The organism is Ruegeria sp. BI11 (assembly GCF_056538005.1).
Window position 1 is genome coordinate 326,331 of record NZ_JBQFSM010000003.1, and the last position, 24,962, is coordinate 351,292.

Below are 24,962 nucleotides of genomic sequence, written 5' to 3' on the forward strand. Positions count from 1 at the left end.
GCAGCGAGGAGAAGTCGCCGTGGAACAGAAAGTCGCACAAATTGGCTTGGGTGCCATTGGACAAATTTACCTGAAACACCTGGCCGAGCAGTTCGATCAAATAACTGTCTTTGATGCAGATAAGGCCAAGGAGAGATTGGCAACTGAAGCGGGCGCCACCTTTGGCCAATCACTTGATCAAACGGTTTCGGACGCGGACTACGTTTTGGTTGCGCTGCCGGACCCACTTGCCAGCGCTGCGATTTTCCGTGGCGAAGAAAATATAACAACTGCGATGAAGCGCGGCGCAGTTGTTGTGGATGTCAGCACAATTGACCCAGAAACCGCGCGGCAGAACTATGCAGATTGTTCGGCCGTTGGCATACACTACGTTGAAGCGCCTGTAAGCGGCGGCGAACCGATGAGTGCAGGGGTGGACGGAGCCGAAAATGCAAACGTAACCTTCATGTCGGGTTCAGATGAGGCTTCATTCAATAAAGCCTTACCGATTATGAGAGTTCTTGGTGAACACTCGTTACTACTTGGGCCAGCAGGTACGGGAAGCATCGTCAAGCTTATAAGCAACTATATCTCTGGATTGCAAAATCTGGTGTGTTCTGAAGCATTTGCATTGGGTCGAGCCGCGGGCATTGACCCAGAGACGCTTTTCACAACTTTTCTTCATACGGATGCTAATAGCTACTGGCTACACAACTACTTTGCACCTCGCATTCGCGCGAAGAGCTTTGTTCCAGGCTTTTCCGTAAACTTGCAGCACAAGGATTTGAGACTCTGCGAAGATCTGGCTCGAGAGTTGAAGGTTTCGATGCCGTTAAACAATCTGGGACTTTCAATCTACCGCATGCTGCAAGCCCAAGGACGCGGCGGTAACGATTTAGTCGATACAGCAAACTTGATGTGTGAACTATCAGGTCAGACTCCCTTCACTGAGGTGGAGGCATGTTGAGGTTCGCTTCGCAAACAGTAGTGGTCGTTGGTGCCGCCAACGGCGTGGGACGCTCAGCTGCAATTAAGTTTGCCGAGGAAGGTGCGAACGTAGTTTTGCTAGATCTAAACATCGAGAGCGGGCAGCAGTTAGAATCTGAACTGCAAAGAAATGGTTGCGTCGCGAAGTTTTGGAAGTGTGATTGGACCAGTGCAGCAGATCTGCGGCGGGTTTCTATCGAGATTCTTAAGGAATTCCGACGTGTGGACTGTCTTTACAATCACGCGGGCACCGTCACGGTTAAGCCGTTTCTTGAGTGTTCTGATGAAGATTGGCAGTGGATGTTTGATGTCAATCTGTTCGGAATGGTCAGGTCGATACGTACCTTCCTTCCGGCCATGTTGAAAAACGGTGGTGGTACTGTCGTAAACATGGCCTCCATTTCTGGTTTGACCGCGTCTCCCCTGGAGGCCGCCTATTGCGCGTCAAAGGGCGCGTGTATTCAGCTGACCCGCGCGATTGCCGTTGAATACAGAGATCGTGGTCTGCGCTGCAATGCGGTTTGCCCGGGCTTTATCCGAACCGACCATGGGATGGCGGAGCTTCGTTCGATGCAGGCTCATGGCGCGATGGATGGCGAGGCTGAGATTTCAACCTTGCAAGGTCGTATGGCTGATCCAGAGGAAGTCGCTGACGTTGTACTCTTTCTGGCCAGTAACCAGTCGAGATTTGTCAATGGAGAGATGCTTGTAGTCGACAACGCAGCTCTCGCTTCAACTTAAATCGAGAGGACGTAAAGATGCCGTTTGTAAGGATTGCTGTCCCCGCCAATGGGGATTCAAAATTCAAATGCGCTGTGGGCGACGCCATACATGACGCGATGTTCGAGACGATCAATATTCCCGAAGATGATCGCTTTCAGGTTTTGTCAGAACATGGTGCAGATGAGCTAATGTATGACAATGGCTACCTTGGAGTAGATCGTTCGGACAAATGCATCTTTGTTCAGATCACGATGAAAGGCGGCCGAACAGCCAGCCAAAAGAAAGCGCTTTATGCAGCCATCGCAGAAAACCTCAACTCGCGGGTCGGCTGGCGAAAGCAAGATGTAATGGTCATCCTAAATGAAAATGACCTTATAGACTGGTCATTCGGAAACGGATTGGCCCAAATCGCAGGAGAGTAACAATGGCTGTTCTTGTTACTGGTGCATCAAGCGGGATTGGCGCGGCGATTTGCTCCGAACTAATATTATCCGGGGAGACCGTGATAGCGGTCGCCCGTCGTCAATCGAGGTTGATTGAGCTTCAAGGGCAACTTGGATCTGGCCTTCATCCCTACGTTCAGGACGTCACTGATCGAGTTGGAGTTGCCCAAATGCGCGAGGAGTTGTGCGGCAACTCTATGGAGGTTTCGGCAGTCGTGAACGCAGCCGGACTCGCCCTCGGTACAGAGCCCGCTCATCAGTCGAACCTGGATGAATGGCACAGTATGGTTCAGACGAATATCGCCGCCGTTCTAAATGTGGTTCGCACGTTTCTTCCGGATATGGTTGACGCAGGAGCTGGTGATGTTGTGAACATCGGCTCTATTGCCGGCTCGTATTCCTACCCAGGGGGCAACGTTTACGGAGCGACAAAGTCCTTTGTGCGACACTTTACGCTTAACCTTCGCGCTGACCTGGCCGGCACGGGTGTCCGTGCGACAGATATCCAGCCAGGTCTGGTCGAAGGAACGGAGTTCTTTTCTGTCAGGTTTAGGGGGGACAAAGAAAAAGCCAGATCAGCTTCCTCAGGATTTCGAGGATTGAAACCCGTGGATGTCGCAAAAACAGTTGTCTGGGTTTTGTCCCAGCCGCGCCATGTCAACATCAACCAGGTCGAGATTATGCCATCAGATCAGGGGTTTTCCGCTCTTACGTTGCATCGCGATACTCAAGTTTAGTGTCCGCACGATTTCTGCCATCCCCAAAGATTCTACAGAAGTCGTTCACGTCTCTGGGGCACTTTGAAAATCAGGAGGGCTCCTGAAACCAACAGCTCGCAATCTTGGCAACGTTCTCACCTAGGCATTCTGAGCATTCTGATTGAACGGTGTTGTTGAGTATTGAGGCGCAGCGACGTTGGTTGCCGAGTTAAATATAATTGCTGACAGGATAGATAAAGCAAAGCCCGTTCGGGGGCGTTGGTATCGTTCAACTTACCCAATGACTCTGGTTTTCACCATGACAATCCTCTCGGCCATGGCTTCTATTACTTGAACCAGTTTGGTGCAGAGTGAAGTGCGACAACCAAATCCACCTGGCTGCTGGTGCTCGTCTTTCCAAATACGGTCTTCAATTGCGTTCTGACAGTGTGAATACTACGTCGCCGGGCATCTGAAATTTCTTTAAGGTTATGGCCATTCGCGAGATCACAAGCGACTTCTGCCTCTGCTCGCGTCAGGTTGTACAACGAGCACAGCATCTCAACGGGCGGCGTCACCGGGTCCGGCGCCTTTAGCAATACCAGAACACACGCATCCTCTGGGAAACTGAGTTGGCTATCACATCGAGTTTGCAATGGCGAAACAAAGACCTGCAAGGGTAACGCTCCCTCGCAATCGAGGCGTAGGCAGACACCAGCAGTCAAAATGTCTTTTCCACGGCCAGTTTGCGCTGCCTCTAATATGAAACGTCTCAACCGTTGCGTGTCACGTTCGCGAGGGCAAACAATACCATTTCTCGTCAAGTTATATGATGGGCGGACTCTCAACAGGTCCTCGGCTACCGGGTTGGCATAGAGGACGTGGCCCAGTTCGTTGCACAACACGGCACCCATCCTGATTCGTTCCAGCGTTTCATGCCAGGATTGTGCCTGAGCTCGCAGCGATGCAAGTTGACGGCCAAGAATTTGCGCCCGCCGAATGTGAGGGATTAACTCGTCGATTTTGCGCAAATCACTACTGGTAAACGGACCCTGTGCCGCAGAACGTTGGATGGTGAATGCTGATCCGTATGGATTACCAGCATCTAGTAGTACGGCTGCGCAATGCTTTATGTCTTGGGGGCTGAGCCAATCATTAACAATTTCTCTTCCGACTCTGCTCTCAAAGTCCTTTTGACTTGAAAAACCGGAAGTGTCTGAAACCATTTTGTCACTTCCGATTTCGAGAAGTGTTTGAATGGTTCTGTCAACGTTTGAGAAATGTGTCACATGCTGCTCTAACCAGTGAGGTTCGATGCCGTGGATTTCCATATAGCTCAACGGATCGTTCCGGTCTGGCTGATATGCGAGTGCCGTTGAGCGAGCATTGGTTGAACGTACAAGCTCGTCAAGGAAAGCTGGCCACTTCGAAGGATCAACTCCCGCCTCGTAAGCCAGCCCTACCAATCTGATCTGCGACCCGCGGTTCACCGTGTGATTGCCCCCCAGTTCGGCGTTGTGTCGCTGGAAGAATATTACACTAAAGCCAGATTCCGCGCAATTTTAGGTCGAGAGTTGTGCTCGAGACAGGGCGGCCAATCGGTTCCAAAATGCCGGCTGGAGAAGCGAAACAAAAAAAATACACCAAATGAGTGATGACGCATCCAAGCGGATCAATACTCTAGTTTCAGTTGTGCCCAGAACTGTCAATTTCACTAAGGAGTACACCATGAGGCGTCCAACCATCTTTTCGCTACTCTTGCTCACCGCTAGTCCGGTTTTTGGTCATGAAATCGTAAGCTCGGTCGATCCAAGTAAAACCCCTGCTTTTGACATTACCATGGGCGCGGCAACGACGGACGGACGGCTCACGACGTTCATTATGGAAGTGGCCGGTGTCGCGGGCAGTCAAAAGCCTTCAGCCATCGGTCAGGTGGCCGGCTCCAAAGTAGAGGCTTATGTGTGGCCCACCAGTCTCGACCCCGCCGTTGTTGGATTTGACCCTCAGTCTGGGATACTCGCACTTGCCATCACCGCCCACCCCGATTTCGACGACACGCCTCTCTTTGACGAAAACGCCGATGGAGATCCAAACAACGATGGTGCCGACTGGCACTCACATTGGGTTGTTCTTGTAGAGGAGGAAGGGTGCGGTGCGGGACTGAAGGTGCGCGATGTCTCTCCCGGCGTTGACCTGCTTCCTGCAACTGCTCCATTATTCCCGATTGCTCTCGATAGCCCTGGTATGAGTCCAATTCTTGACGGCAAAATGGCTATCGTGACGGTTCCAGTCGGTGACACCAGTAGTATCTCGTTCGATGCCGTAACAGCTGAACTACAGGTCAACGAAAGTGAGGAAGTACCACTACTTTGCGTGACTGGTGTTCATGACGTCGCATCCGGTGACTTGTCGCTTCCAGGGCGTGTAAGGGCCGAGAAATGATGGGTGTCAATCAATCGTTAGCTAGCCTTTTGTTGCTAAGTTCAATCGCGTTTGGCAGCCCGGCTTTTTCAGGTGAAATGAGCACCAATAGTACCCAAAGTCGAGCCAAGCCGTTCACTGACCATTTCAAGGGTGAGTTGATCAACTCAAACTGTGTTGTGATTGGTGAAGTGAGGGCAAAAGCCGGTCCCAAGGGCATGCTTTTGCAGGTTCGCGCGACATCTTTGCCGGTTGGGTTTCATGCTGTTCACATACATGCTGTTGGCGATTGCACAGATCACGACACCTTTGAGTTGGCAGGTGGCCACGTTGCTCATGACGATGACTCATTAAGTCACTCGCATGCCACAAACCTCCCCCGTGGCGACCTGCCAAACCTGTACGCCCACAAAGACGGGACGGCGAACGCCGACTATTTCGCAGGACAGCTCCAATCGGACGATTTTCGTGACGCAGATGGTGCGGCTTTGATCATACACGCGCGGCCCGACAACCATTGGTCGGAGCAAAGCGGGAGTGCAGGACCGCGTATTGCTTGTGCCACGTTCAAACCTTGCGAAGCAGAAGAACAATGTCAGTGGAGAACTACCATGAATGAGACCCCCTCGGTTTTCCCCGAAAGCCTCGTAACTGAAACGCCGCATGATGGTTTCGAGCTTGCAATCAAGTTATCCCGCCTTGCCGTCAAGGCAGCTCAATCAGACGTCGAGGTGCTGCAAAAACTTCGACCGGTGTACTCCACAGACGCGGGTAATCTGATTGCCAGCAGTCATGTCGTTGCGGTTCACTTTCAGACAATAGCAGCAGCGAATGACCACTGGCGAGATCGACAACTCGGACAACATCACTGACAGAGGAAATGCCAATGAGCGCGTTCTTTCTTTTTGACAATGTGGGAATCCATAACCCTCAAACCTTGGTGAAGTATGTCGAAAAGCTTGCCCCGGTTGTTGCTCAACATGGTGGTAAGTACCGGATAGTTGGTGGCAAAGTCATAGTCTTGGAAGGACAATGGCAGCCAACCTATCCAGTGTTGATCGAGTTCAATACCTTCCAGGAAGCCAAAGCCTGGTATCACTCGGAAGACTACGCGCCTTTGAGACGTTTCCGCCATTCCACGGAGGAGAACAACGCTGTGCTCATCGAGGGCTTAGCGAACGCATAGTGCTGCGAAAACTCACGGACATTGGTGTCGAGGAAGAAAACTAATCGGTCATCAATTCTCTGCGCCAAGCAACCGAACGACCAGGAGATCATCATGCAAGCGAGAGAACGAACAGTTGAGAAGCTCAGCGTCTTGCTAGCAAGTAGCTATTCGCTCGCATTGAAGACGCAGCACTATCACTGGAACGTGGCGGACCCAAGTTTCATCAATCTGCACAGTCTCTTTGAAGCACAATATGCAGCGCTCACAGGCGCAGTGGATGAATTGGCTGAGCGCATCCGAGCACTGGGCGCACGTACTCCCAAGAGTTACTCAGAGTGTGCGCAGTTGACTCTGGTAGAAGAGGACAGAACAGGTCCAGCAGCGCCAGTTATGCTTGAAGTTCTTGCGGGTGACCACGCAACACTTGCTCTGACAGCGCAGGAACTATTGCGAGCGGCTTCGGTATATTGCGACGATGCGACTGCTGATCTTGCAACACGTCGACTAAGCGAACATGAGAAGGACGTGTGGTATCTTCGAAGTCACCTAAAGTCGCCAATGTCTCTCATGTCTGCATCGACAAGCCACTAGGTTCTGTCATTTGGAGAACACCCTAGAAATCAATGAGGACTTGAAAATCGGAAAGGAATGAGAGTGCAAAGCAGTTCACATGCGGGCGTCTTCTTTGCCAACCAAATAGCAGAAGTGGTTTTGGTAGACCCAGCGGGACGGAGCGGCGGCTAAATCGCGAATAGCACCAACCTTCAATCAGCAGGTGCGATCAAATCTGGCAGCATAAATGTCCTTTTTGTCAGCGACAAAGACAGGGGCTGCCGTGGAAACGACACAACAACTAAAAATGGACGATCATCAATATGACTAGAGCTACTCTCTATCTTTTAAGGACAGGTTTTACCGACTCTGTTGCCGGCGACGGAGAATTCTTTTGCCCCCATTGCATAGAGGTTGAGGGAATGATGGCTGCTTTCCCAGTCATTCGTCAAAATCTCGATGTGAATTACGTTGGCTTTCAAAAACCCCGTGGATCTCTGGCACAGTATGTCGGCGACGCGAGTCAGTCTTGTCCTCAGTTGATCTTACTAGATGGGGATGACGAATTTTCTCACGGCTTGTCCCATCAAGGTATTGGAAATTCGAAAAAAATCGAGGGCGCTACGGAGATACAGGAATATCTGATCCAGAGGTTCGATCTCCCGCGACGTCACCCTTAGCACACTGGTCAAACGCGGGTGGGCGCAATCGTCGCACTGTCAAATCTATAATTAGCATTCTATATGCTAATTATAGAAACGCTCGTCAGGCTGGGTGAAGAAAATGATTGGAACTGAAGCGAACAGAATCGTAGGACGAAAAGCCGACACCTACCGGGCAAGAAATTGGTCGAAGGTAGAGCCACTTGTCGCAACTTGCCTATTGATTTGGGCGGGTGTGGCAATTGGCGGAGATATGATCGCAGCTCCGGCCAAATTTCAGGTTCAATCGCTCGAGCTTGGGGAATTGTTGAAAGTAGGTCGTGCCCAGTTTGCGTGGCTTGCGGTGGCAGAGTGGCTTCTTCTTTCTGCGTCAGCTGCTCTGTTAGCGGTCACCAGGCGGGTGCTTCCGATTTCCTTTGTTTTGATCGCGGTCATTTTTCTGGCACAGCAACTTTGGTTGCAGCCTTTGCTTGAGGATCGCAGTGACTTGATCATTGCCGGAAAGGAACCAACGTCCGCTAATCTCCATCTGACTTTCATAGCGTTGGAAACCTTGAAGATCTGTCTCCTGATTTTTGTGGGATTTCGCTCAATGCCCGCGAAAGGGGCGAGAGCATGAAACACTCCAATCTGACAGCACACCAAATTGAAACACTTGTGGCAGCTTTTTACGAGAAAGTGCGGAGCCATGAGATCCTAGGTCCAATTTTCACATCTGTAATCGGGACTGAAGCTTCAGAGTGGCGGGTGCATGAGGCAAAAATCGCAGCATTTTGGAGAAACGCTGTCGGTATCGACAAGAGCTACTCCGGAAACCCAATGATCAAACACAGTACAAACCCAAAAATCCAAAAAGATCATTTTCCTGTTTGGTTGGCTCTGTTTAGGGAGACGGCAATGTCCAATCTTCCACCCAGTGCAGCCGCCGAAATCGCTGATCTAGCAGATCGCATAGGCCAAAGCCTTTCTTTCGGAATTGATCAGTTTCGGAGCCGTGTCAATCAACCACCGAAGTTAACCTAAAATGGGTGAGGGCGCGATGAACACCGAATACTTGAGGCAAAGAGCTAGAGTTTCTGATGAGGCTGCCGGCGTTGTTATCACACGTTGGTTGCGCTTGGCGTGTTCGGACTTTCGCTCTCACCTCTGGGTCTCTTTAACTTATGGGTTCGGGTTGGTTGTTGTTGGCTGGGTCATCATTCTATTTCTACTTCGGTTTGGGCTAGGTTGGATGATCCTTCCGTTAATTTCGGGCGCAATGTTGCTTGGCCCGGTCGTCACAGTGGGTCTGTACCGATTAAGCAGAAGATCCGAAGATCGCCTTGTTGAAGAAGTTTCGACCTCAGGGCAGGTCTTTCTCGTGGGCGTGGTCATGATGATCTTGGTTCTTGCCTGGATACGTGCAGCCACGCTTCTCTTTGCTGTGTTTTTTGGCCTCCACCCTTTCGCTGGTTTTCTACAGACCACATCAACACTGCTTTCAACGAATGAAGGCATAACCTTGGTGGTGTTGGGGTCTCTCGTCGGCGGGCTGTTTGCTTCATTCGGATACGCGATATCTGTGTTTGCTCTGCCGATGCTCGTTGATCGCGAGATCGATGGGTTTTCGGCTATGGGCCTTAGCTTCAACGCCACTATTCGGAACTTTAATTTGATGGTGGCGTGGGGGTTTTGTTTGACCGTCCTGTTCGCAATAGGCGTCGCGACCGGATTTTTGGCGTTGATCGTCCTGTTTCCAATCCTGGGCTTTGCCACGTGGCATGCCTATGAGGATTTATTCGAGATGCCTGCCAATGATTAAGAAGAAAATCGCTCTCCCAGAACAAATGCCAACGCGCTTTGCGGACGAATACTGCAAGCGATTGGCGCCTTGGGTGACAACGAACTTCAAAGTGAGAGCTTCCCAATGAAACCCATCGTAGAGCACCTGACCCTCTTGATCGCGCTGTTGGCTATGATGGTGCTGGGCATCTGTATCCTCGGCTTTGGGCGAGATGCGGGATATGTTCTCCATGGTTGGCTGATTGCCATTTGTGCTGCAATCGGAGCTTTTCATCTCATCAACCGGATGACAGACCCCGAACCTGAGATACCGCTTGAATACAAGGACGACGTCATAAAATGGGGTGTTCTGGCTTGTTTTGCTTGGGGCGTAGTTGGCTTCACCATAGGTGACGTTTTGGCGTGGCAGCTTGCTATTCCGAGCCTGAACGGCGACCTTCCCTGGAGTAATTTTGGTAGAATCCGTCCCATCCACACAACGGCTGTAGTCTTTGGTTTTGGTGGAAATGCACTAATCGCAACCTCTTTCTACGTTGTTCAACGAACAACCAGAGCACGCCTGGCGAGTGAAACTATGCCGTGGATTGTTTTGGTCGGCTTCAACGTGTTCGTCATTCTTGCGGTCACGGGATACCCGTTGGGAATAACACAATCAAAAGAATACGCTGAGCCAGAGTGGTACGCGGATATCGTTTTGCTGGTCACGTGGGTCATATACTTCTGGCTCTACATGAAGACCCTGGCGCGCCGATCTGAGCCACACATCTATGTCGCAAATTGGTACTATCTGGCATTCATTGTGGTGATTGCAATGCTCCACACTGTAAACAATTTGGCTGTGCCAACATCTCTGACATACCCCAAAAGCTACTCCCTGTTTTCCGGTGTCCAAGACGCTATGACGCAATGGTGGTACGGCCACAACGCAGTGGGATTCCTGCTGACAGCAGGGTTCCTTGGAATGATGTACTACTTCCTGCCCAAAGCAGTGGAGCGGCCGATCTACAGCTACAGACTGTCCATTCTCGGCTTTTGGGGAATCACCTTCCTGTACCTTTGGGCTGGGTCACATCACTTGCATTACACCGCCCTTCCAGATTGGGTGCAGTACCTCGGCATGACCATGTCAATTATCCTCCTGGTGCCAAGCTGGGGAACGGTTTTCAATGGCGTCCTGACGCTGAATGGGGCTTGGGACAAGGTTAGAACTGATCCCGCAGTTCGGTTCATGTTGGTTGCCATCCTCTTTTATGGGCTCGCAACATTTGAAGGATCGTTCCTGGCAATCCGGCCAGTCAACACGCTCAGTCACTACACGGATTGGACGGTCGGTCATGTTCATGCCGGTGCATTGGGTTGGGTCGCGTTCATTACTTTCGGCGCGATGTACAAAATGGTGCCGTGGATATGGAGGCGTCAGGGAACCTACTCTCTTAAGCTTGAAAGCTGGCACTTCTGGCTCGCGCTAACTGGCACCCTCATCTACGTCGGCGCCATGTGGAACAGCGGGATCACCCAGTCTCTGATGTGGCAAACATATGAGCCAAACGGGGCCTTTACTTACTCTTTCATGGATACAGTAGACGCGATGAGGCCTTACTACACAGCGCGGGCCATTGGTGGGTTCCTCTATCTGCTTGGAGCGCTAATCGGGGCTTTCAACATCTACATGACGGTCAAAGGGAAGAGCGCCAAAGAAATCTCGGTGGACGCTCACCCTGTCCCGAGAGCAACAGGCTAGATCGATGAATACGCAACACCAAAAACTTGAGAGAAACGGGATCGTGTTCGCGATGGCAATTCTCTTTGTCGCATCACTTGGCGGGATATTTGAAATCGCTCCGTTATTCACAATTGAAAACACCGTGGAAGAAGTCGAGGGGATGCGACCATACACTCCATTGGAACTCGCCGGCAGGGATATCTACGTACGAGAAGGTTGTTACGCATGCCACAGTCAGATGATCCGTACTCTAAGGTCGGACGTGGATCGGTACGGGCATTTCAGTCTGGCAGCTGAATCGATGTATGACCACCCACATCAATGGGGTTCAAAGCGAACCGGCCCAGATCTCGCAAGGGTCGGGACGAAGTACTCCGATGATTGGCATGTTGCCCATCTCATCGCGCCTCGGGAAGTTGTGCCCGGGTCCGTAATGCCTGGGTACGCTTTTCTTGCTGAGCGCCGATTGGACACCGGCTCACTACCAGCTTCGATGAAAGCCCTCTCCTATGCTGGGGTGCCGTATTCGGCTGAGCAAATCAAATACGCAGAACGCGATGCCCTGTCTCAGGCAAGCCTCGATGGCGAATACGTTGATGAGCTTTTCGAACGATACGGCGAAAAAGTTCAGGCACGTTACTTTGATGGAAATCCCCGTCGGCTAAGTGAAATGGATGCGCTCGTAGCGTATCTGCAAGTGCTTGGAAATTTGGCAGAGCTGGATCAACTAAACATCGAGGAAATAGCGCGATGACACACGATGCTGTCCTGGTGTTTTCCAAGACATGGGGTGCGATTTACCTTCTTGTCGTATTTCTAGTGGCTGCGATTTGGACTTATTGGCCAGGAAGAAAGTCCATCTACGACAAAGCGTCGTTAAGCCCTCTTACTGAAGAGGAAATACAACGGTGACACATGAACAAAACGACCCTCTTCAAGAGAACACTACGGGTCACGAGTGGAATGGAATACGTGAGCTAAAAAACCCCGTCCCCAGGGCTTTTCGGATTTGGCTTTGGGTGTCCATCTTGGTTTGTGTACTGATGTGGGTTCTCTACCCTGCTTGGCCATTAATTGAGGGCTATTCTCGAGGACTACTGGGCTATTCGTCTCGAGTTGCCGTACAACAGGAAGTGCGCTTGGCGAGCGCCCAGCAGGCAGTGAAATTCGAGCCGTTTGTTGCGCGTGATGTCGCCGCTCTGGCTCAAGATGAGACGCTTAGTGATCGTTTCGAGAAGTCAATTTCTGTACTTTTTGATGACAACTGCGCAGCTTGTCACGGCAAGGACCTGACGGGACAAAGGAAGTTCCCGAACTTGGCGGACGATCATTGGCTATGGTCCGGCTCGCCTGAGGAAATCGAATACACAATTCAGTTTGGCATCAATTCACAACATGATGATTCACGCTATGCGGAAATGCCCGCGTTTGGACGCGATGAACTTCTGACGAAAGCAGAACTCGATGACGTAATCGAGTTCATTCTGAAAATCTCCTCCAAAGGCCATGATCAGGAAATGGCAGACCGAGGAGAAGTGATCTTCTCAGACAGCTGTTCGTCCTGTCATTCTGAGGGAGGTGTTGGAGGCCTGGAAAACGGTGCGCCTAGCCTTGTTGATGAGGCGTGGATTTACGGTTCTGATCGTCATGATCTGAAGGAAACGTTATGGAACGGGCGCGCCGGAGTCATGCCTCACTGGTCGGGGCGTTTGACACCCGCTGAGATCCGGCAACTAACCATGTACGTTATTTGGGCGGGGATGGTCGACCGTGACAAGTAACCGTGAAAGACAGAGCAAACACATGATTGCGCTCATTATTGCCGTGTTACTGTTGAGCTATGTCGGAATGAAATTTTGGCATGTCCGTTTGGCAATTGATGCATATGAAGGACAACCTCTGTCAGTGGGCAATCTGGAAGTAGGCCAATAGTTGTATCCTGACGTGTTTCGCTTAACGAATTGCTGAGCGGTATTAACCTTAAATGACCCGACTTCATGTAGCTCTCTAGCGAAGGCTAAATAATTCGATATAAGGCAGATTTGTGGGCTAGAAATCGAGTAAACCTATATATAAAAACAATAAAATGGAAAAGCGGTAGTCATGCGAAGGAGCGGATGTGACCAAATCTAGATTGGCAATTATAGGTGGAGGTCCCAAGGCGTGCGCAATCGCCGCGAAGGTAGCAATACTATCTGAGGCTGAGTACAAGCATCCCGCAATCACTGTTTTTGAACCGGTAGGTGCGGGCGCACATTGGTCCGGTGGAAGTGGTTTTACAGACGGTTTTCAGGAACTTTGCACATCGGCACTAAGGGATGTCGGATTTCCGTACAACGACCCAATAGCGAATGATCTGGATGAGAAGATGCTGGCTTACTCATGGCCCAGTTACTTAATTTCTCGCGCGAACGAGATGAGCTATTCAGACTGGGTATCTTCTGACTCACCGAGACCTTCCCATTCACTTTTTGCAGAGTACCTGCAGTGGTGCCTCGAGCGCGCCAAGGCCTCTAGTTCAGTTGAGGTTGTAGAGGCAAGCGTGACAGAGATTGATTTTGACTTTGAAAAGCAAGAGTGGATCGTCACAAGTTCTGACGAGAATGAAAATTCAACGTCACTATGCTTCGACGGAGTCGTTGTTACCGGGATCAAGGAGCGAGACAGCGGGCTTATATCAGGTGACACGGGACCGTATTACTTCAACGGCAAAAGCTATTGGGACGAAGAGGGCTATTCTGCCCTCGCTGACCTGTATGAGTGTCGTAGAAAAAGCGACGAAGAGGACCTTGAATTTTCAGGCGTGGTCATTGGTGATGGTGGTACTGCAGCGGCAATAACTCTTTCGCTGAGCGAGCGTTTCCCTGATGCTGACTTACAGATGGTTGGTTCGGGCGTATTTCTTCAAAGTCGCCCTCCGAATTTCTTTTCAGATCGTATCTTTGGCGACCGCGACCGCTGGGAAGTGCTTTCCGATGCTCAACGCGAAGCTTTCTCGGCGAGACTTAGCTCGGGTGCCATCTGGCAACCGATTGTAGATCGACTGACTAAAGCGAACCGTCTTCAATACTATATTGGAAGAGCAGAAAAGATTGATTGGGACGAGGTATTTATATCTGGAGATGGTTTTTCAGACATTCAGTATTCGGTCAAACTAGAAAAAGACCCGTCTACAGAACCAGAGGATGTATCTGAAGAGATCGATACCTTCACTGCAGACTTCGTCGTTGATGCGACCGGCTTTGAGGTATTGTGGTTTAAGGAGTTGCTTTCGTCCAACCTCAAAGAATTCCTGAATTGGAACGATAGAGGTATCTTAGGTAAGCTTAGAGCGGATTTAAGCGACAATTTAGACATCGTACACACCAATTCGAAGGGTCATGAGTTCCCGACTGGCTTGGTTGTTCCGATGATTGGAGATTTGCGTCATCCGGCTGCGCCGAATTTGATGGCGTTAGGGAGCGTTGCAGATAAAATTCTGCAACGCTTTAGGAGAACTTGAGGTTAGTCCGAAGTAGCATAGAGGCGTTGCATCGCCTCTTTTGCACGCTTTGACGCTTTCTTGTGATCAACCTCAACCTCATTGATTGAAAGTTGGTTCTTGTTGTTCTCCAGCTCTGTCCAAGCTTGCTCCAGTCCGGCAGCAATCATTTTTCGAACGAGCGTGGCTTTGCTTTCGTTGGTATGGGTTGCGAGCATACGAAGTTCGCTATCCATACCGGCGGGTAAGTGGAAAGACCGCAGAATCATAGGTGCCTCCATTCTTTGATAGACCATCTATACATATATATGTACATATACCATGTCAAGGTGTTGGGGCACTTGAGCAGAAAAGTGGCTAATCACAACAAAAACTAGCACAGAACCAGTAACCCATTGCAGCCCTGCGAGTTCTATAAGTGGCTAGCCTCGCAGCATACTCCATCCACGCGCACTAAGAAATGCATGAATTTACAAGCTTCTAAATGACCAGCAAGCAAAAGCTCAACGGGTATTTAGTACGATTATGTAGTCATGGAGCCGCCCAAATTTAACCGGATCCGCAGTTATTTAAGGGAATGGACTAGCTGATTTCATTTGGCTCAGATTTGCACAAACGAAGAGTGCCCGATTGGAGGCTGAGTTTAACAGACACCAATCGGGCGTTGTTCAGTGAGGTCCTATTCGATGGTCATACCAAGTGCATCTGCGATACCCCTGCCATAGGCTGGATCCGCAAGTGAGCAATGCCGGATATGGCGCTTCTTAATCTCGTCGTTCGCATCACCTATGGAGCGTGCGGTGTTTTCAAACAAACGTTGTTGCTCATCTGAGCTCATCAGTCTGAAGAGATTGCCGGGTTGGGAAAAGTAGTCCTCGTCGGTGCGATGATTCCAGCGATTTGCCGCGCCAGACAGTTCCATCGGAGGTTCAGAGAAATCAGGCTGCTCTTGCCACTCTCCGTTGCTATTGGGCTCATAAGGTGTTGAACCCCCATAGTTGCCATCTACGCGCATTGCGCCGTCGCGATGATAAGCATGGTATGGGCACCGGGGTGCGTTGACCGGGATCTGATGGTGGTTCACGCCAAGGCGGTATCTCTGCGTGTCGCCATATGAGAAAAGCCGTCCTTGAAGCATTTTGTCTGGTGAGAAACTTATACCCGGAACCACAGCCGCCGGGTTGAAAGCTGACTGCTCCACTTCTGCAAAGAAGTTCGCTGGGTTTTTGTTTAGTTCTAACTGTCCAACTTCAATCAGTGGATAGTCTCCGTGCGGCCAGACTTTGGTCAAATCAAACGGGTTAAAGGGGCAATTCTGCGCTTGCTCGTCCGTCATAATCTGGATCTTCATAGTCCAAGAAGGCAGGTCGCCGTTCTCAATTCGGTCATAGAGGTCTCTTTGATGACTTTCACGGTCACGCCCAATGAGCTTCTCAGCTTCTTGGTCTGTGAGGTTTTCAATGCCCTGGTTTGTCTTGAAATGGAACTTCACCCAAAATCGCTCATTGTCCGAGTTGATAAGGCTGAAGGTATGACTGCCGTAACCGTTCATAGTGGTATAGCTCTTTGCGATACCACGGTCGCTCATAGTGATTGTTATCTGATGCAGTGCCTCGGGAAGAGATGTCCAGAAGTCCCAATTGTTCTGGGCGGAGCGCATGTTGGTGCGAGGGTCACGTTTTACGGCGTGGTTCAAATCAGGAAATTTCAGAGGGTCACGCAAGAAGAAGACGGGCGTATTGTTACCCACCAGATCCCAGTTTCCTTCTTCGGTGTAGAACTTAAGCGCAAAGCCCCTGATATCGCGTTCAGCGTCGGCCGCGCCCCTTTCGCCAGCAACCGTAGTGAACCGAGCGAAAAGCTGCGTCTTTTTTCCTACCTCCGAGAACAGTTTCGCGCGCGTGTACTTCGTGATGTCGTGAGTGACGGTAAAGGTTCCGTAGGCACCAGAGCCTTTAGCGTGCATGCGCCGCTCTGGGATGACTTCCCGGTCAAAGTGAGCCATTTTCTCAAGAAACCACACATCCTGGAGCAATACCGGTCCTCGCGGACCTGCGGTCATTGTGTTCTGGTTGTCAGCGACTGGTGCGCCTGCAGCAGTAGTCAGTTTTTGTTTCATTTGAAATTCCATTCAGCCTGTTACTTTCCAACTTGATTGGAAGTTAGCAGTCACGCGGCTTCAATAAAAATTTGGAATTCAAACCTGTTTAATGAGTTTTACTTATTACTGCAGTTCTCGGATATGACGTCGGCAATGCGCTGAAAGTGATTGTCCAGTGGGCTTCCATCTCGCCAGACCATACCTATTGTCCTCGTTGGTTGTGGGTCTGCAAAATCGGTTATCTCGACGTTCGACGAACGCGTCTCCAATGCAACAGCCATCTGTGGCAGTAGCGTCACGCCAACACCTGCCTCCACCAGTTGAACCAACGTCGTGAGTGATGAACCGTCCATGATGCTTCTGTATGAAGACTTGTCGATGGCGCAAAACTCCAGCGCTTGCTCTCTGAAGCAATGCCCTTCTTCCAGAAGCAGCAGGTTCATATCAGACAACGCGTTTACACTTGGTCGGAGCTGGTCGCTTTGCAAAGCTGGTCGCGCCAGAACGATGTTTTCAGTGAATATGGGCACCTCCTTTAGCCCCCCAAGGTTCAATGGAAGTGCGACGAGCGCGGCGTCCAGTTTTCCAGCATGTAGCTCTTCTAGGATCTGTTCGGTGACTGTTTCACGCATAATGAGTTCCATCTGCGGAAAAGCACTCCCAAGAGTTTTCACGAGAGTAGGCAACATATAAGGGGCGATTGTAGGTATCGCTCCCAAATTAAAAGGACCCGACAGCGTGTCTTGAGCAGCTCGCATTAGATCGTCCAGCTCTTCCACAGCCCGAAGGACTTCCTGTCCATGTTTTGCAACGATTTTTCCAAGAGGCGTCAGTAGCACGCTACGAGTGTTTCGCTCGACCAATGGAACACCAGCTAATTCCTCGAGTTGCTTTATCTGTAGTGACAGGGCTGGTTGCGAGATCGCACATACATCCGCCGCGTTCGCAAAGTGTCGATGCTCGGCAAGAGCGACAAAGTAACGAAGGTGTTTTAGCGTGAGTCCGTTCATTTGAAAAACCAATGAATTTGATAGCAAATACAAAATGGCACTAATGAAAGGATTGGTCTACCCATCAGTCACCGAATTTGCCTGACGGAGTAAACTGATGGAAAAAACAGACTACGCCGTGCTGATGAAATCGCGACTGCGACACGTTCACGATGAAGGGCGCTACCGAGTTTTTGCCAATATCAGGCGACATGCTGGGAATTTCCCCAAGGCGTCACTTATGACGGACAAAGGTTCCAGGGAAGTAACGATTTGGTGCTCGAACGACTACTTGGGGATGGGTGAAAACGTTGCGGTCATCGACGCAATGATAAACGCCTTGGAGACCAGCGGGGCCGGATCTGGCGGTACGCGCAATATTTCAGGCAACACGAAGTTTCACGTCGAGTTAGAAGAAGAATTGGCTGCACTACATGAAAAGGAAGCCGCATTATTGTTTACGTCGGCGTTTGTCGCCAACGACACAACGCTTGCTACACTTGCGAAGCTCATTCCCAACTGCGTGGTATTTTCCGATGAGAAAAACCATGCGTCGCTCATTGCAGGCATAAAGAATGGAGGGTTCGAAAAGCGGATTTGGAAACACAACGATCTTGGGGATTTGGAGCGTCAGCTCGCGTCTTACCCGTTATCTACTCCGAAACTAGTTGTGTTCGAGAGCATCTATTCGATGGATGGTACGATGGCAGACATCGGCAGTGTGTGTAGCCTCGCAGAAAAGTACGGAGCGTTAACCTATCTAGACGAAGTTCACTCGGCCGGGATGTACGGACCTAACGGTGCGGGCCTGGCTTCAGAGCAGGGTCATGCGGCCCGCGTGGACATTATCAATGGCACCCTTGCGAAGGCCTATGGCGTGATGGGAGGTTTCATTGTTGCGAATAGAGACATCGTGGACGCAATCAGATCATATGCCCCAGGTTTCATTTTCTCGACATCGCTACCTCCATCCCTGGCTGCCGGCGCATTGGCCAGCATCCGATATCTCGCGAAATTCCCGGACATACGTGAAATGCACATGGAGAGGTCAGCGACGGTCAAGAAACGATTGTCCGAGATTGGATTGCCGTTAATCAACAATCCAAGTCACATCATTCCAGTTCGTGTGAACTGCCCTGTTCGCTGCAAGCTGCTAACGGACAGGTTGTTGAATGAATTTGACCTATATGTTCAACCGATAAACTATCCTACCGTCCCCCGCGGCACCGAAAGGTTAAGGATTACACCGACGCCTCTGCATACAGATACCGACATTGATCATTTGGTTAGTGCGCTGGGACACCTTTGGAAGCGCAGTGCCTTCGGTGAACTTGAAGAGGTTTCAGGTGCTCTATCTACGATAGGCACCTGAGGTTCTCTGTTTGAACGGAACGATTGAAAGGGTAATGCTTCACGCAACAAAGCGCGCCTAGTGCTCCATTCAATTCAAGCCGTTCAATATTCATTTGGTGGGCATCAAATCTCGCGTGGGTTTCCCCGCCGCAACCCAGTACCCAAGACCCATTATCACTGCACCGGCAACGGCATTTCCTACTGTGACATAGAACAAGTTCCTCAATGCGCCTGCCAAGTTCAGATTTTCTGAGTAGTCGGAAAATAGTGCGACGGAAAACACGGTCATGTTAGCGACCGAGTGCTCAAACCCTGCCGCAATGAAGGCATAAAGGCAGAACCAAATGATGGCCAACTTCGCCATGTCGTTCTGAGAATTCGAGCTTGCCCATATTGCTAGACAAACTAGCCAGTTACAAAGAATGCCCTTCAGAAATAGCTCATGCGGAGAGCCGCTTATTTTCTTGGCTGCGACTTCCATAATCAGGTTGTCTTGCTGACCGGCCAACACCAAGCCACCGCCACTTTGGACAAACAGGAACCCCAGCAGTACGGCGCCAGCCAAATTTCCGATCCAACTGTAGACCCAACAGATCGTCAAATCGTTCAAGGTTGTTCGACGCGTTAGCAGGCCATGCGTCATGTACATGGTGTGGCCAGTGAACAGTTCGGATCCGGCAAAAATCACAAGCGTTAACGCTAAGCCAAAGCTAGCCCCCATAACAATTGGACGCAGGCTTATGTCGACCCCTTGCCCAACTGAAAAAATCAGCAAAATACCCAAGCCGACGTAAGCTCCTGCCATCATTGCGAGAACCAAAAACCCAATAGGATTCTTTGACAGATACGCGCGCTTCTGCGCGGCGGTTTCAGCGAATTTAGTTACAGTGGCGCGGTAGTCCATTGCGCGGTTCCCTAATAGAGGCTGTGGTTTGTCCGACGAACGCGGGAGTGATCCAAAATACGACCAATGCTGCGGCAACAATAACGAAGCCGATGCCTAGCCGGTATTGATCACCTAACAAGTACGAGTTGCATATTCTGATTGGCGCGTGCGTGTAGAGAAATCCCAGGAAAAGCAGCATGGAAACGGACTGCGCCTTCAGTATTCCTCGTAATACAGGACCCAAACCGGGCCATGACACACCGAGTGGTAGACCCACCAACAAAGGCAGCGAAACGAATTTCGCCAAATGCCAGGTGTCGGACGAAAGCGCAGCATCTAGAGACCGCGGGAGCATCCAAATTGCCCCGGCAAAGAGCGCTACAAGCAGCATAGGCGCTCTCGCGTGGCCTGAAGATTTTTGTGGGTTTGAAAGCAGATACCCGGCAGCCGCCAACAATGGAAACTGCACAAGAACATGCACAACCGGATCACTCGCCACCCAAGCTTGTACGACGATTGCCAGTGTGAAGCACGTGGTCGATGCCAACAGACGCGTCATTACAGCTCTGCTCGGATCGCATCCTGGATTTCATCAAAGGAACGCGTGTCAAACGCCCCAGCAAATTTCCCTGTACGATTGATCAAGAGAACAGCGATGTTGTGCTGATAACCTCCCCATTCATCGGGGATCACTGTGACTTGGAAAACTTCGAGCAGTTTTTCCAATTCCGCTTGGTTGGGTCGTGCTACCGTCCAAGGCGAACCGGTCGCAGTATGCAGCTCCGCATATCCTTGCATGGCGTCCACATCGTCAACTTCCGGATCGAAGCTAATTGAGTACATCGGAACAGATAAACCCGTCGATGCAAGATGGTCTCTGAGTTCAGCAAAGTCACCGCCCGAAGCTTGGCAGACTGTGGGGCATGTCGTGTAGATGAACTCCACCAAGGCAGGACTATCTGATGGCAGTTGCTTCCAACTGCCATCCATTGTCTCAAGTGCGAAGTTTGGAACGGGCTTGGGATTTTCAGCAATTGTTATCCGACGCGCGCCTTCAGCAGTGATTGCACTAAACCCGTCGGTCGCTTCGCTGACGGCAAGACAACCTAGCGCTAGTGTGCCGATGGCAAGCGCGACCTCGGTATTCATCGCGCTTTCCTTAACATTTCGATTGCAAAACGAGCCACGAGTCCTGCCGTTGCCAATACGACGATAATCGCAAAGAGGCTCGCGAGTTGACTTTGGAGTTGCCATTCTTCGTAGTGTTCAGCCCACCGCCTTGGAATTGAGCTAGCTCCAGACCACAGGAAGATCAGGCAGAAACCGATGGCGCCGAAAACATATGAGCGGAAGACAAGCTTATCGAGCGTGCTCATCCCAACATTCAGGCCGTTACGCACAAGCCAAACGGAGAAACCGAATGCCATAGCGACTTCGCCTAGCAAAAGGTAAATGTGGAAATGACCGGGGACCCACTGCGTATTGTGCATTACTTTGTTCACAGCAACCATGCCGTCGATAACCGCAGGAATTGAGCCCAGTCCCCAACCGATGACACCAAGCGCCAATAGGCTAGCTGGAAGGTCCCACTTTATTCCTGATCCTCTGATATACGCGCACAAAGAAAACACGGTGATCCCAATGAGCGGAATTCCAGAGGCGTAAGAGACTATCTGCCCGACAGCCATCGTCCACGCGGGCATGTTCACGTCCTGAAGCAGGTGGTGAAAGTAAACTGCTTGGACAAACACAACCACAGCGGCCCAGCCAGCGACAAGGAGACGAGTGGATTTCCACGGCCTGCCAGTGTAGCTCGGGATTATCTCATAAACAGCGGTAACAGCCATGTAGATGGTGGCATTGATGAACACATGTCCGAAGAAGTAGATTGCGTTCTTTGCAAGCAATGGATCAACTTCGAACTCGGGGAAGATCAAGTTCACGATGCTTGCGGCCAAGACAGCAGCACCGAATACGATGCCGATTGTATTAAATACCAGTACAGAAGACGCCGCGACTATTGTTGGCGGGGGGACATTGTCCGCGTCTCCAGTAAGCAAATAGCGCCAGCCAAGTCCTCCAAACAGGCCGCGGTACTTTCGCGATATCTTCAAGCCAACTTCAAAATAGTACAGCAGGAATCCGACACCGATGGCCAGATAACCAAAGCAAAATGTCACGGCTGCACCTGCTTCCCAAGCTCCACCTGACAGTGCCGGCAGTGGAAAGAGAAACGTCCAAGCTCCTCCGTATCCTCCGACAAAAATGGAACCCAGGATTAGGGATACACCCAAAAGAAAAAGCCCTAGGAAGGCTACGTATATCGCTGGTCTAAGGTCCACATAGCGAGCACAAAAGAACCACATTATTGCTGCACCAGAGAGTGCTGCGGTTCCTACCATGCCAGCCCCATGTGCAGTCAGCAGCAGGTAGAAAATTGCTGGATCGAGTTCAATTGTACCGCCTTGAGCCATTCTCATTGCGAGACCGAAGATCATCATAAGGAGAAAAACGATGCCACTTACGAGCATTGTGAGCTTGACGAACTGGGTGTTCGCAAGAGTTGTCTGAGGCGTGTGATGGTCAGTTATCGAGGTCATTGGGCTTTTTCCACAACTTCAAATTCATAGGTCATGGCGTGATGGGCAACGCCGCAGAACTCCATGCAAAGAATGGAGTAGGTGCCAGTTTCTTCAAAAGTATGGACGACCTTATTTGTGTAAGTTGGCATGGCTTGCACCTGCACAACCAAACGTGAGCTTGGGTCATAGATCCCTAAGCCGTGGTTCACATCTTCGGAGGTCACTCGAAACTCCACCTCCTGGCCCAGAGGGATTTCTGTTGTGTCAGTGTCCCACCACCATTGGCCGCTGGAGATGTTCACAATCAGCGCATCGCTGCTTGCGCTTCGATTGGGCCAGTCGCGCAGAGAGGCAATGGACACGACTATTCCGAGTGTTACTAAAAACCAAAGAAGTGCCGAGCGCGTATTATTGACAATACGCTGGCTGCCAGCGTTTTCGGTGGCCCATATCGTGCGCAGGCAGGCGGCTGCGAGAAACGCCATCAGCGCCAACGTCACCATAAAAACTGTCGATTGCATAACGGTCTCATTTGTTGCGAGTCGATACTTGATAGGAAATTAGCATTATAGATGTCAATTTAAAATCGCACTTGAGATGCGTATTATGGGGTGGCACAATGGCACACATGCTCCTTTCAAAATTCTCGGACTATGCTCTTCGAATCCTCGTTCATTTAGCCGCCTCACCGGATAAGTTGTTGACCACGCGTCAAATCGCTGAACTTCATCAGGCAAAGTACAATCACTTCACAAAGGTGACGGTCTGGTTGGCACAGGAGGGCTATGCAGATTCACTTCGTGGTAGGGGAGGTGGGCTCCGTCTTGCAAAAGACCCGACTGAAATTGTTCTGGGAGAAATTCTTCGAAAACTGGAAGCTGACAGGCCGCTAGTTGAGTGTTTTGGACCAGAAGGCGGAACATGCCGTCTGTCACCTGCTTGTGGCCTGGCGACAGCCTTGGAGGCAGCGCAGAACGCATTCTTTGATGAGCTCGACAAGTATACTCTGGCCGATACGATTAAATTGGCTCCAGGCATGGCCAGCCTATTGTCTTCCCTGGAGGCGAGTATGATCCAAAATTCAGAGTTGTGAACCTACCCTTGGTTGGCTGAGCAGCACCAATCTTACCCGATAGGTGCACATAGCTCTCGTGACCGGAATGCCTAACAAAAATGGCCATTTATGGTATTGAACTAATAGCTTTTGACTCGATACATTGCCGGTATGAACACCGATGCACGACTTCACATCCTGCTCGAACGTATGGGGCGCGTTTTACAGAACGACGGGTTTTCACAAGGGCTAAAACCGGTTCAGTGGGAGGTGTTGCGGTACTTGGAAAAGGCGAACCGGTTTTCAAGAAGCCATTCTGCATTGACCAGTTATCTCGGAACCACAAAAGGGACTGTATCTCAAACTCTAAAGTCCCTTGAGTCTAAAGGTTTGATTGAAAGAAACATTGATGAAAAGGATCGGCGCGGACTGCGATTGTCCCTAACGGCCGCTGGTTTCGAACAGCTTAAGGAGGATCCATTCATCTTACTGCAGAAGGCTGTCGAAAAGCTTCCGGTTGAAGTCGAACAACAAACTTCGGATACAATTCTTAAACTGCTGAGTGAAATCGTTCAGCAGCAAGACTGGAAACCTTTTGGAGTTTGCCAAACCTGCAAGTTCTTTCAGCAACGTCACGAGCAAGGATCTCCAAGTTTTTGTCGGTTGCTTTCAGAACCGCTAACTATCGGAGACTCGCAAGCAATATGCGCAGAACACACATCAGATCTGAGATAAGTTCTGAATTCTAGCCACATTTTCTATGCTTCAGATCTTCTAAATTAGCTAGAGACTTATTGACACTGTCTAGAACTGCAAGAATACCTGAACGCTTCGACAGTGAAGTGATTTGTTGAGCCTGTAGACTCTTTAGCTCTTCCTCAGCGGAAGCTCGAGCGAGCTTCAATTCTGTCTCAGCAATTTCGAGGCAGTCGCGGATCTGCTCTGCAAATTGGTAGGAGTTCGCGGAACCTGCCTGGTCTTCGTCCTCAAATACCTCCGCCAAGCCATGACGGGCATAAACCGCCCTAAGAACCTGACTGAAATCTGTTGAAGGAAGCGGTTTCAGCGCATTTGATCTCAAGTAGTCACGAATGTCCGAACCCGCTCGTGCCATTGCCAGGAACTCTCGAAGAGCTTTTATCGGCAGTTCGAGAAAGCGCATGTCCTTCACTCACCTTATTCGTTTCGATACGAAACTAAATAGAGTGAGTCTGGCGGAAAACCAAGGGTCCTATGGCAACAAAACTTCGACTTGCGTGGCAAAAGATGTAAACGGTGCCGTTGTAAGTTCTGTATGGGCGTCGGGGCATGTGTTTCGAACAACGGGAGTCGAGGTTTAGAAGCAGGTTCAGTTTGGTAGGCGGGTTGTCCGTCATGT

Annotated in this window: 29 protein-coding genes; 20 read left to right on the top strand and 9 right to left on the bottom strand. The window is 50.5% G+C overall.

Features of this window, described 5'->3' with window-relative positions; translation table 11 throughout:
- The first annotated feature begins 19 nt into the window (after positions 1 to 19).
- Genes ACR0DT_RS10005 through ACR0DT_RS10020 form a run of 4 tightly spaced genes read left to right on the top strand, consistent with a single transcriptional unit; the run spans position 20 to position 2,869 of the window.
- The gene (locus ACR0DT_RS10005) at positions 20 to 946 is read left to right on the top strand and encodes an NAD(P)-dependent oxidoreductase (protein WP_480710588.1); all 927 of its coding nucleotides are present in this window, start codon (positions 20 to 22) and stop codon (positions 944 to 946) included.
- Positions 940 to 1,707, top strand: a complete 768-nt coding sequence (locus ACR0DT_RS10010; protein WP_480710589.1) for an SDR family NAD(P)-dependent oxidoreductase — start codon at positions 940 to 942, stop codon at positions 1,705 to 1,707. The genes ACR0DT_RS10005 and ACR0DT_RS10010 overlap by 7 nt, the downstream gene beginning before the upstream one ends.
- Positions 1,708 to 1,724: 17 nt before the next feature.
- Positions 1,725 to 2,111, top strand: a complete 387-nt coding sequence (locus tag ACR0DT_RS10015; RefSeq protein ID WP_480710590.1) for a tautomerase family protein — start codon at positions 1,725 to 1,727, stop codon at positions 2,109 to 2,111.
- A 2-nt stretch (positions 2,112 to 2,113) separates the two neighbouring features.
- Complete coding sequence (locus ACR0DT_RS10020) at positions 2,114 to 2,869, top strand: SDR family NAD(P)-dependent oxidoreductase (RefSeq protein ID WP_480710591.1); 756 nt, start codon at positions 2,114 to 2,116, stop codon at positions 2,867 to 2,869.
- 308 nt (positions 2,870 to 3,177) lie between these two features.
- Here the strand turns inward: ACR0DT_RS10020 and ACR0DT_RS10025 are convergent, their stop codons facing one another.
- The gene (locus tag ACR0DT_RS10025; protein WP_480710592.1) at positions 3,178 to 4,170 is read right to left on the bottom strand and encodes a helix-turn-helix transcriptional regulator; all 993 of its coding nucleotides are present in this window, start codon (positions 4,168 to 4,170) and stop codon (positions 3,178 to 3,180) included.
- 388 nt (positions 4,171 to 4,558) lie between these two features.
- On the opposite strand from ACR0DT_RS10025, the gene ACR0DT_RS10030 reads away from it, so the two are divergent.
- From ACR0DT_RS10030 to ACR0DT_RS10090, 13 genes are all read left to right on the top strand, one after another.
- On the top strand, positions 4,559 to 5,272 hold the full coding sequence (locus tag ACR0DT_RS10030) for a hypothetical protein (protein ID WP_480710593.1): 714 nt from the start codon (positions 4,559 to 4,561) through the stop codon (positions 5,270 to 5,272).
- Entirely contained in the window at positions 5,269 to 6,123 is an 855-nt protein-coding gene (locus ACR0DT_RS10035; RefSeq protein WP_480710594.1) for a hexameric tyrosine-coordinated heme protein, read from the top strand. The genes ACR0DT_RS10030 and ACR0DT_RS10035 overlap by 4 nt, the downstream gene beginning before the upstream one ends.
- Before the next feature lie 14 nt (positions 6,124 to 6,137).
- Positions 6,138 to 6,437: a DUF1330 domain-containing protein gene (locus ACR0DT_RS10040; protein ID WP_480645652.1), complete on the top strand. Its 300-nt coding sequence runs from the start codon at positions 6,138 to 6,140 to the stop codon at positions 6,435 to 6,437.
- A 93-nt stretch (positions 6,438 to 6,530) separates the two neighbouring features.
- A complete protein-coding gene (locus ACR0DT_RS10045; RefSeq protein WP_480710595.1) occupies positions 6,531 to 7,010 on the top strand; it encodes a Dps family protein in 480 nt (159 codons plus the stop codon).
- A 284-nt stretch (positions 7,011 to 7,294) separates the two neighbouring features.
- Positions 7,295 to 7,651: a DUF3088 family protein gene (locus ACR0DT_RS10050; RefSeq protein WP_480645650.1), complete on the top strand. Its 357-nt coding sequence runs from the start codon at positions 7,295 to 7,297 to the stop codon at positions 7,649 to 7,651.
- A gap of 103 nt (positions 7,652 to 7,754) precedes the next feature.
- Positions 7,755 to 8,252, top strand: coding sequence for a hypothetical protein (locus tag ACR0DT_RS10055; RefSeq protein WP_480710596.1), 498 nt, complete (start codon positions 7,755 to 7,757; stop codon positions 8,250 to 8,252).
- Complete coding sequence (locus tag ACR0DT_RS10060; protein ID WP_480645648.1) at positions 8,249 to 8,656, top strand: group III truncated hemoglobin; 408 nt, start codon at positions 8,249 to 8,251, stop codon at positions 8,654 to 8,656. The genes ACR0DT_RS10055 and ACR0DT_RS10060 overlap by 4 nt, the downstream gene beginning before the upstream one ends.
- 1 nt (position 8,657) lies before the next feature.
- On the top strand, positions 8,658 to 9,434 hold the full coding sequence (locus tag ACR0DT_RS10065; RefSeq protein ID WP_480710597.1) for a DUF2189 domain-containing protein: 777 nt from the start codon (positions 8,658 to 8,660) through the stop codon (positions 9,432 to 9,434).
- A 105-nt stretch (positions 9,435 to 9,539) separates the two neighbouring features.
- Positions 9,540 to 11,156 carry a cytochrome-c oxidase, cbb3-type subunit I gene (gene ccoN / locus ACR0DT_RS10070; protein WP_480710598.1) on the top strand — a complete coding sequence of 539 codons (1,617 nt, stop codon included), beginning with the start codon at positions 9,540 to 9,542 and terminating at the stop codon, positions 11,154 to 11,156.
- A gap of 4 nt (positions 11,157 to 11,160) precedes the next feature.
- Entirely contained in the window at positions 11,161 to 11,892 is a 732-nt protein-coding gene (gene ccoO, locus ACR0DT_RS10075; RefSeq protein ID WP_480710599.1) for a cytochrome-c oxidase, cbb3-type subunit II, read from the top strand.
- Positions 11,889 to 12,050 (top strand): cbb3-type cytochrome oxidase subunit 3, encoded by a 162-nt coding sequence (locus ACR0DT_RS10080; protein ID WP_480645644.1) that lies wholly within the window; start codon positions 11,889 to 11,891, stop codon positions 12,048 to 12,050. The genes ccoO and ACR0DT_RS10080 overlap by 4 nt, the downstream gene beginning before the upstream one ends.
- Positions 12,047 to 12,919, top strand: coding sequence for a cytochrome-c oxidase, cbb3-type subunit III (gene ccoP, locus ACR0DT_RS10085; RefSeq protein ID WP_480710600.1), 873 nt, complete (start codon positions 12,047 to 12,049; stop codon positions 12,917 to 12,919). The genes ACR0DT_RS10080 and ccoP overlap by 4 nt, the downstream gene beginning before the upstream one ends.
- Positions 12,920 to 13,257: 338 nt before the next feature.
- Positions 13,258 to 14,640, top strand: a complete 1,383-nt coding sequence (locus ACR0DT_RS10090) for an FAD/NAD(P)-binding protein (RefSeq protein WP_480710601.1) — start codon at positions 13,258 to 13,260, stop codon at positions 14,638 to 14,640.
- A 2-nt stretch (positions 14,641 to 14,642) separates the two neighbouring features.
- Here the strand turns inward: ACR0DT_RS10090 and ACR0DT_RS10095 are convergent, their stop codons facing one another.
- From ACR0DT_RS10095 to ACR0DT_RS10105, 3 genes are all read right to left on the bottom strand, one after another.
- Positions 14,643 to 14,888 carry a hypothetical protein gene (locus ACR0DT_RS10095; protein ID WP_480710602.1) on the bottom strand — a complete coding sequence of 82 codons (246 nt, stop codon included), beginning with the start codon at positions 14,886 to 14,888 and terminating at the stop codon, positions 14,643 to 14,645.
- Positions 14,889 to 15,298: 410 nt separating this feature from the next.
- Positions 15,299 to 16,738: a catalase gene (locus ACR0DT_RS10100; RefSeq protein ID WP_480710603.1), complete on the bottom strand. Its 1,440-nt coding sequence runs from the start codon at positions 16,736 to 16,738 to the stop codon at positions 15,299 to 15,301.
- A 98-nt stretch (positions 16,739 to 16,836) separates the two neighbouring features.
- Positions 16,837 to 17,730 (bottom strand): LysR substrate-binding domain-containing protein, encoded by an 894-nt coding sequence (locus ACR0DT_RS10105; protein WP_480710604.1) that lies wholly within the window; start codon positions 17,728 to 17,730, stop codon positions 16,837 to 16,839.
- Positions 17,731 to 17,827: 97 nt separating this feature from the next.
- Between ACR0DT_RS10105 and hemA the strand changes: the two genes are divergently transcribed.
- Complete coding sequence (gene hemA, locus ACR0DT_RS10110; protein WP_480710605.1) at positions 17,828 to 19,081, top strand: 5-aminolevulinate synthase; 1,254 nt, start codon at positions 17,828 to 17,830, stop codon at positions 19,079 to 19,081.
- 90 nt (positions 19,082 to 19,171) lie between these two features.
- Here the strand turns inward: hemA and ACR0DT_RS10115 are convergent, their stop codons facing one another.
- The 4 genes from ACR0DT_RS10115 to ACR0DT_RS10130 form a co-directional block, all read right to left on the bottom strand.
- Positions 19,172 to 19,966 (bottom strand): formate/nitrite transporter family protein, encoded by a 795-nt coding sequence (locus ACR0DT_RS10115; RefSeq protein ID WP_480710606.1) that lies wholly within the window; start codon positions 19,964 to 19,966, stop codon positions 19,172 to 19,174.
- Between the two features lie 540 nt (positions 19,967 to 20,506).
- Complete coding sequence (locus ACR0DT_RS10120) at positions 20,507 to 21,097, bottom strand: SCO family protein (RefSeq protein ID WP_480710607.1); 591 nt, start codon at positions 21,095 to 21,097, stop codon at positions 20,507 to 20,509.
- The gene (locus ACR0DT_RS10125) at positions 21,094 to 22,548 is read right to left on the bottom strand and encodes a cbb3-type cytochrome c oxidase subunit I (protein WP_480710608.1); all 1,455 of its coding nucleotides are present in this window, start codon (positions 22,546 to 22,548) and stop codon (positions 21,094 to 21,096) included. The genes ACR0DT_RS10120 and ACR0DT_RS10125 overlap by 4 nt, the downstream gene beginning before the upstream one ends.
- Positions 22,545 to 23,051 carry a cupredoxin domain-containing protein gene (locus ACR0DT_RS10130; RefSeq protein ID WP_480710609.1) on the bottom strand — a complete coding sequence of 169 codons (507 nt, stop codon included), beginning with the start codon at positions 23,049 to 23,051 and terminating at the stop codon, positions 22,545 to 22,547. Before ACR0DT_RS10130 ends, ACR0DT_RS10125 begins: the two co-directional genes overlap by 4 nt.
- 98 nt (positions 23,052 to 23,149) lie before the next feature.
- On the opposite strand from ACR0DT_RS10130, the gene ACR0DT_RS10135 reads away from it, so the two are divergent.
- The gene (locus tag ACR0DT_RS10135; RefSeq protein WP_480645637.1) at positions 23,150 to 23,623 is read left to right on the top strand and encodes an RrF2 family transcriptional regulator; all 474 of its coding nucleotides are present in this window, start codon (positions 23,150 to 23,152) and stop codon (positions 23,621 to 23,623) included.
- A 132-nt stretch (positions 23,624 to 23,755) separates the two neighbouring features.
- Positions 23,756 to 24,319: a MarR family winged helix-turn-helix transcriptional regulator gene (locus ACR0DT_RS10140; RefSeq protein ID WP_480710610.1), complete on the top strand. Its 564-nt coding sequence runs from the start codon at positions 23,756 to 23,758 to the stop codon at positions 24,317 to 24,319.
- Positions 24,320 to 24,329: 10 nt separating this feature from the next.
- Here the strand turns inward: ACR0DT_RS10140 and ACR0DT_RS10145 are convergent, their stop codons facing one another.
- Positions 24,330 to 24,746 carry a hypothetical protein gene (locus ACR0DT_RS10145; protein ID WP_480710611.1) on the bottom strand — a complete coding sequence of 139 codons (417 nt, stop codon included), beginning with the start codon at positions 24,744 to 24,746 and terminating at the stop codon, positions 24,330 to 24,332.
- Positions 24,747 to 24,962 lie beyond the last annotated feature (216 nt).

Excerpts from the sequence above, each read along its gene's own strand:
- ACR0DT_RS10100 (WP_480710603.1), bottom strand. The coding sequence starts at position 16,738 with ATGAAACAAAAACTGACTACTGCTGCAGGCGCACCAGTCGCTGACAAC.
- ACR0DT_RS10115 (WP_480710606.1), bottom strand. The coding sequence starts at position 19,966 with ATGGACTACCGCGCCACTGTAACTAAATTCGCTGAAACCGCCGCGCAG.
- ACR0DT_RS10135 (WP_480645637.1), top strand. The coding sequence starts at position 23,150 with ATGGCACACATGCTCCTTTCAAAATTCTCGGACTATGCTCTTCGAATC.
- ACR0DT_RS10050 (WP_480645650.1), top strand. The coding sequence starts at position 7,295 with ATGACTAGAGCTACTCTCTATCTTTTAAGGACAGGTTTTACCGACTCT.
- ACR0DT_RS10045 (WP_480710595.1), top strand. The coding sequence starts at position 6,531 with ATGCAAGCGAGAGAACGAACAGTTGAGAAGCTCAGCGTCTTGCTAGCA.
- ACR0DT_RS10145 (WP_480710611.1), bottom strand. The coding sequence starts at position 24,746 with ATGCGCTTTCTCGAACTGCCGATAAAAGCTCTTCGAGAGTTCCTGGCA.
- ACR0DT_RS10065 (WP_480710597.1), top strand. The coding sequence starts at position 8,658 with ATGGGTGAGGGCGCGATGAACACCGAATACTTGAGGCAAAGAGCTAGA.
- ACR0DT_RS10020 (WP_480710591.1), top strand. The coding sequence starts at position 2,114 with ATGGCTGTTCTTGTTACTGGTGCATCAAGCGGGATTGGCGCGGCGATT.
- ACR0DT_RS10060 (WP_480645648.1), top strand. The coding sequence starts at position 8,249 with ATGAAACACTCCAATCTGACAGCACACCAAATTGAAACACTTGTGGCA.
- ccoN (WP_480710598.1), top strand. The coding sequence starts at position 9,540 with ATGAAACCCATCGTAGAGCACCTGACCCTCTTGATCGCGCTGTTGGCT.
- ACR0DT_RS10095 (WP_480710602.1), bottom strand. The coding sequence starts at position 14,888 with ATGATTCTGCGGTCTTTCCACTTACCCGCCGGTATGGATAGCGAACTT.
- ACR0DT_RS10080 (WP_480645644.1), top strand. The coding sequence starts at position 11,889 with ATGACACACGATGCTGTCCTGGTGTTTTCCAAGACATGGGGTGCGATT.
- ACR0DT_RS10120 (WP_480710607.1), bottom strand. The coding sequence starts at position 21,097 with ATGAATACCGAGGTCGCGCTTGCCATCGGCACACTAGCGCTAGGTTGT.
- ACR0DT_RS10125 (WP_480710608.1), bottom strand. The coding sequence starts at position 22,548 with ATGACCTCGATAACTGACCATCACACGCCTCAGACAACTCTTGCGAAC.
- ACR0DT_RS10035 (WP_480710594.1), top strand. The coding sequence starts at position 5,269 with ATGATGGGTGTCAATCAATCGTTAGCTAGCCTTTTGTTGCTAAGTTCA.
- ACR0DT_RS10105 (WP_480710604.1), bottom strand. The coding sequence starts at position 17,730 with ATGAACGGACTCACGCTAAAACACCTTCGTTACTTTGTCGCTCTTGCC.
- ACR0DT_RS10040 (WP_480645652.1), top strand. The coding sequence starts at position 6,138 with ATGAGCGCGTTCTTTCTTTTTGACAATGTGGGAATCCATAACCCTCAA.
- ccoO (WP_480710599.1), top strand. The coding sequence starts at position 11,161 with ATGAATACGCAACACCAAAAACTTGAGAGAAACGGGATCGTGTTCGCG.
- ACR0DT_RS10015 (WP_480710590.1), top strand. The coding sequence starts at position 1,725 with ATGCCGTTTGTAAGGATTGCTGTCCCCGCCAATGGGGATTCAAAATTC.
- ACR0DT_RS10130 (WP_480710609.1), bottom strand. The coding sequence starts at position 23,051 with ATGCAATCGACAGTTTTTATGGTGACGTTGGCGCTGATGGCGTTTCTC.
- ACR0DT_RS10140 (WP_480710610.1), top strand. The coding sequence starts at position 23,756 with ATGAACACCGATGCACGACTTCACATCCTGCTCGAACGTATGGGGCGC.
- ACR0DT_RS10030 (WP_480710593.1), top strand. The coding sequence starts at position 4,559 with ATGAGGCGTCCAACCATCTTTTCGCTACTCTTGCTCACCGCTAGTCCG.
- hemA (WP_480710605.1), top strand. The coding sequence starts at position 17,828 with ATGGAAAAAACAGACTACGCCGTGCTGATGAAATCGCGACTGCGACAC.
- ACR0DT_RS10010 (WP_480710589.1), top strand. The coding sequence starts at position 940 with ATGTTGAGGTTCGCTTCGCAAACAGTAGTGGTCGTTGGTGCCGCCAAC.
- ACR0DT_RS10055 (WP_480710596.1), top strand. The coding sequence starts at position 7,755 with ATGATTGGAACTGAAGCGAACAGAATCGTAGGACGAAAAGCCGACACC.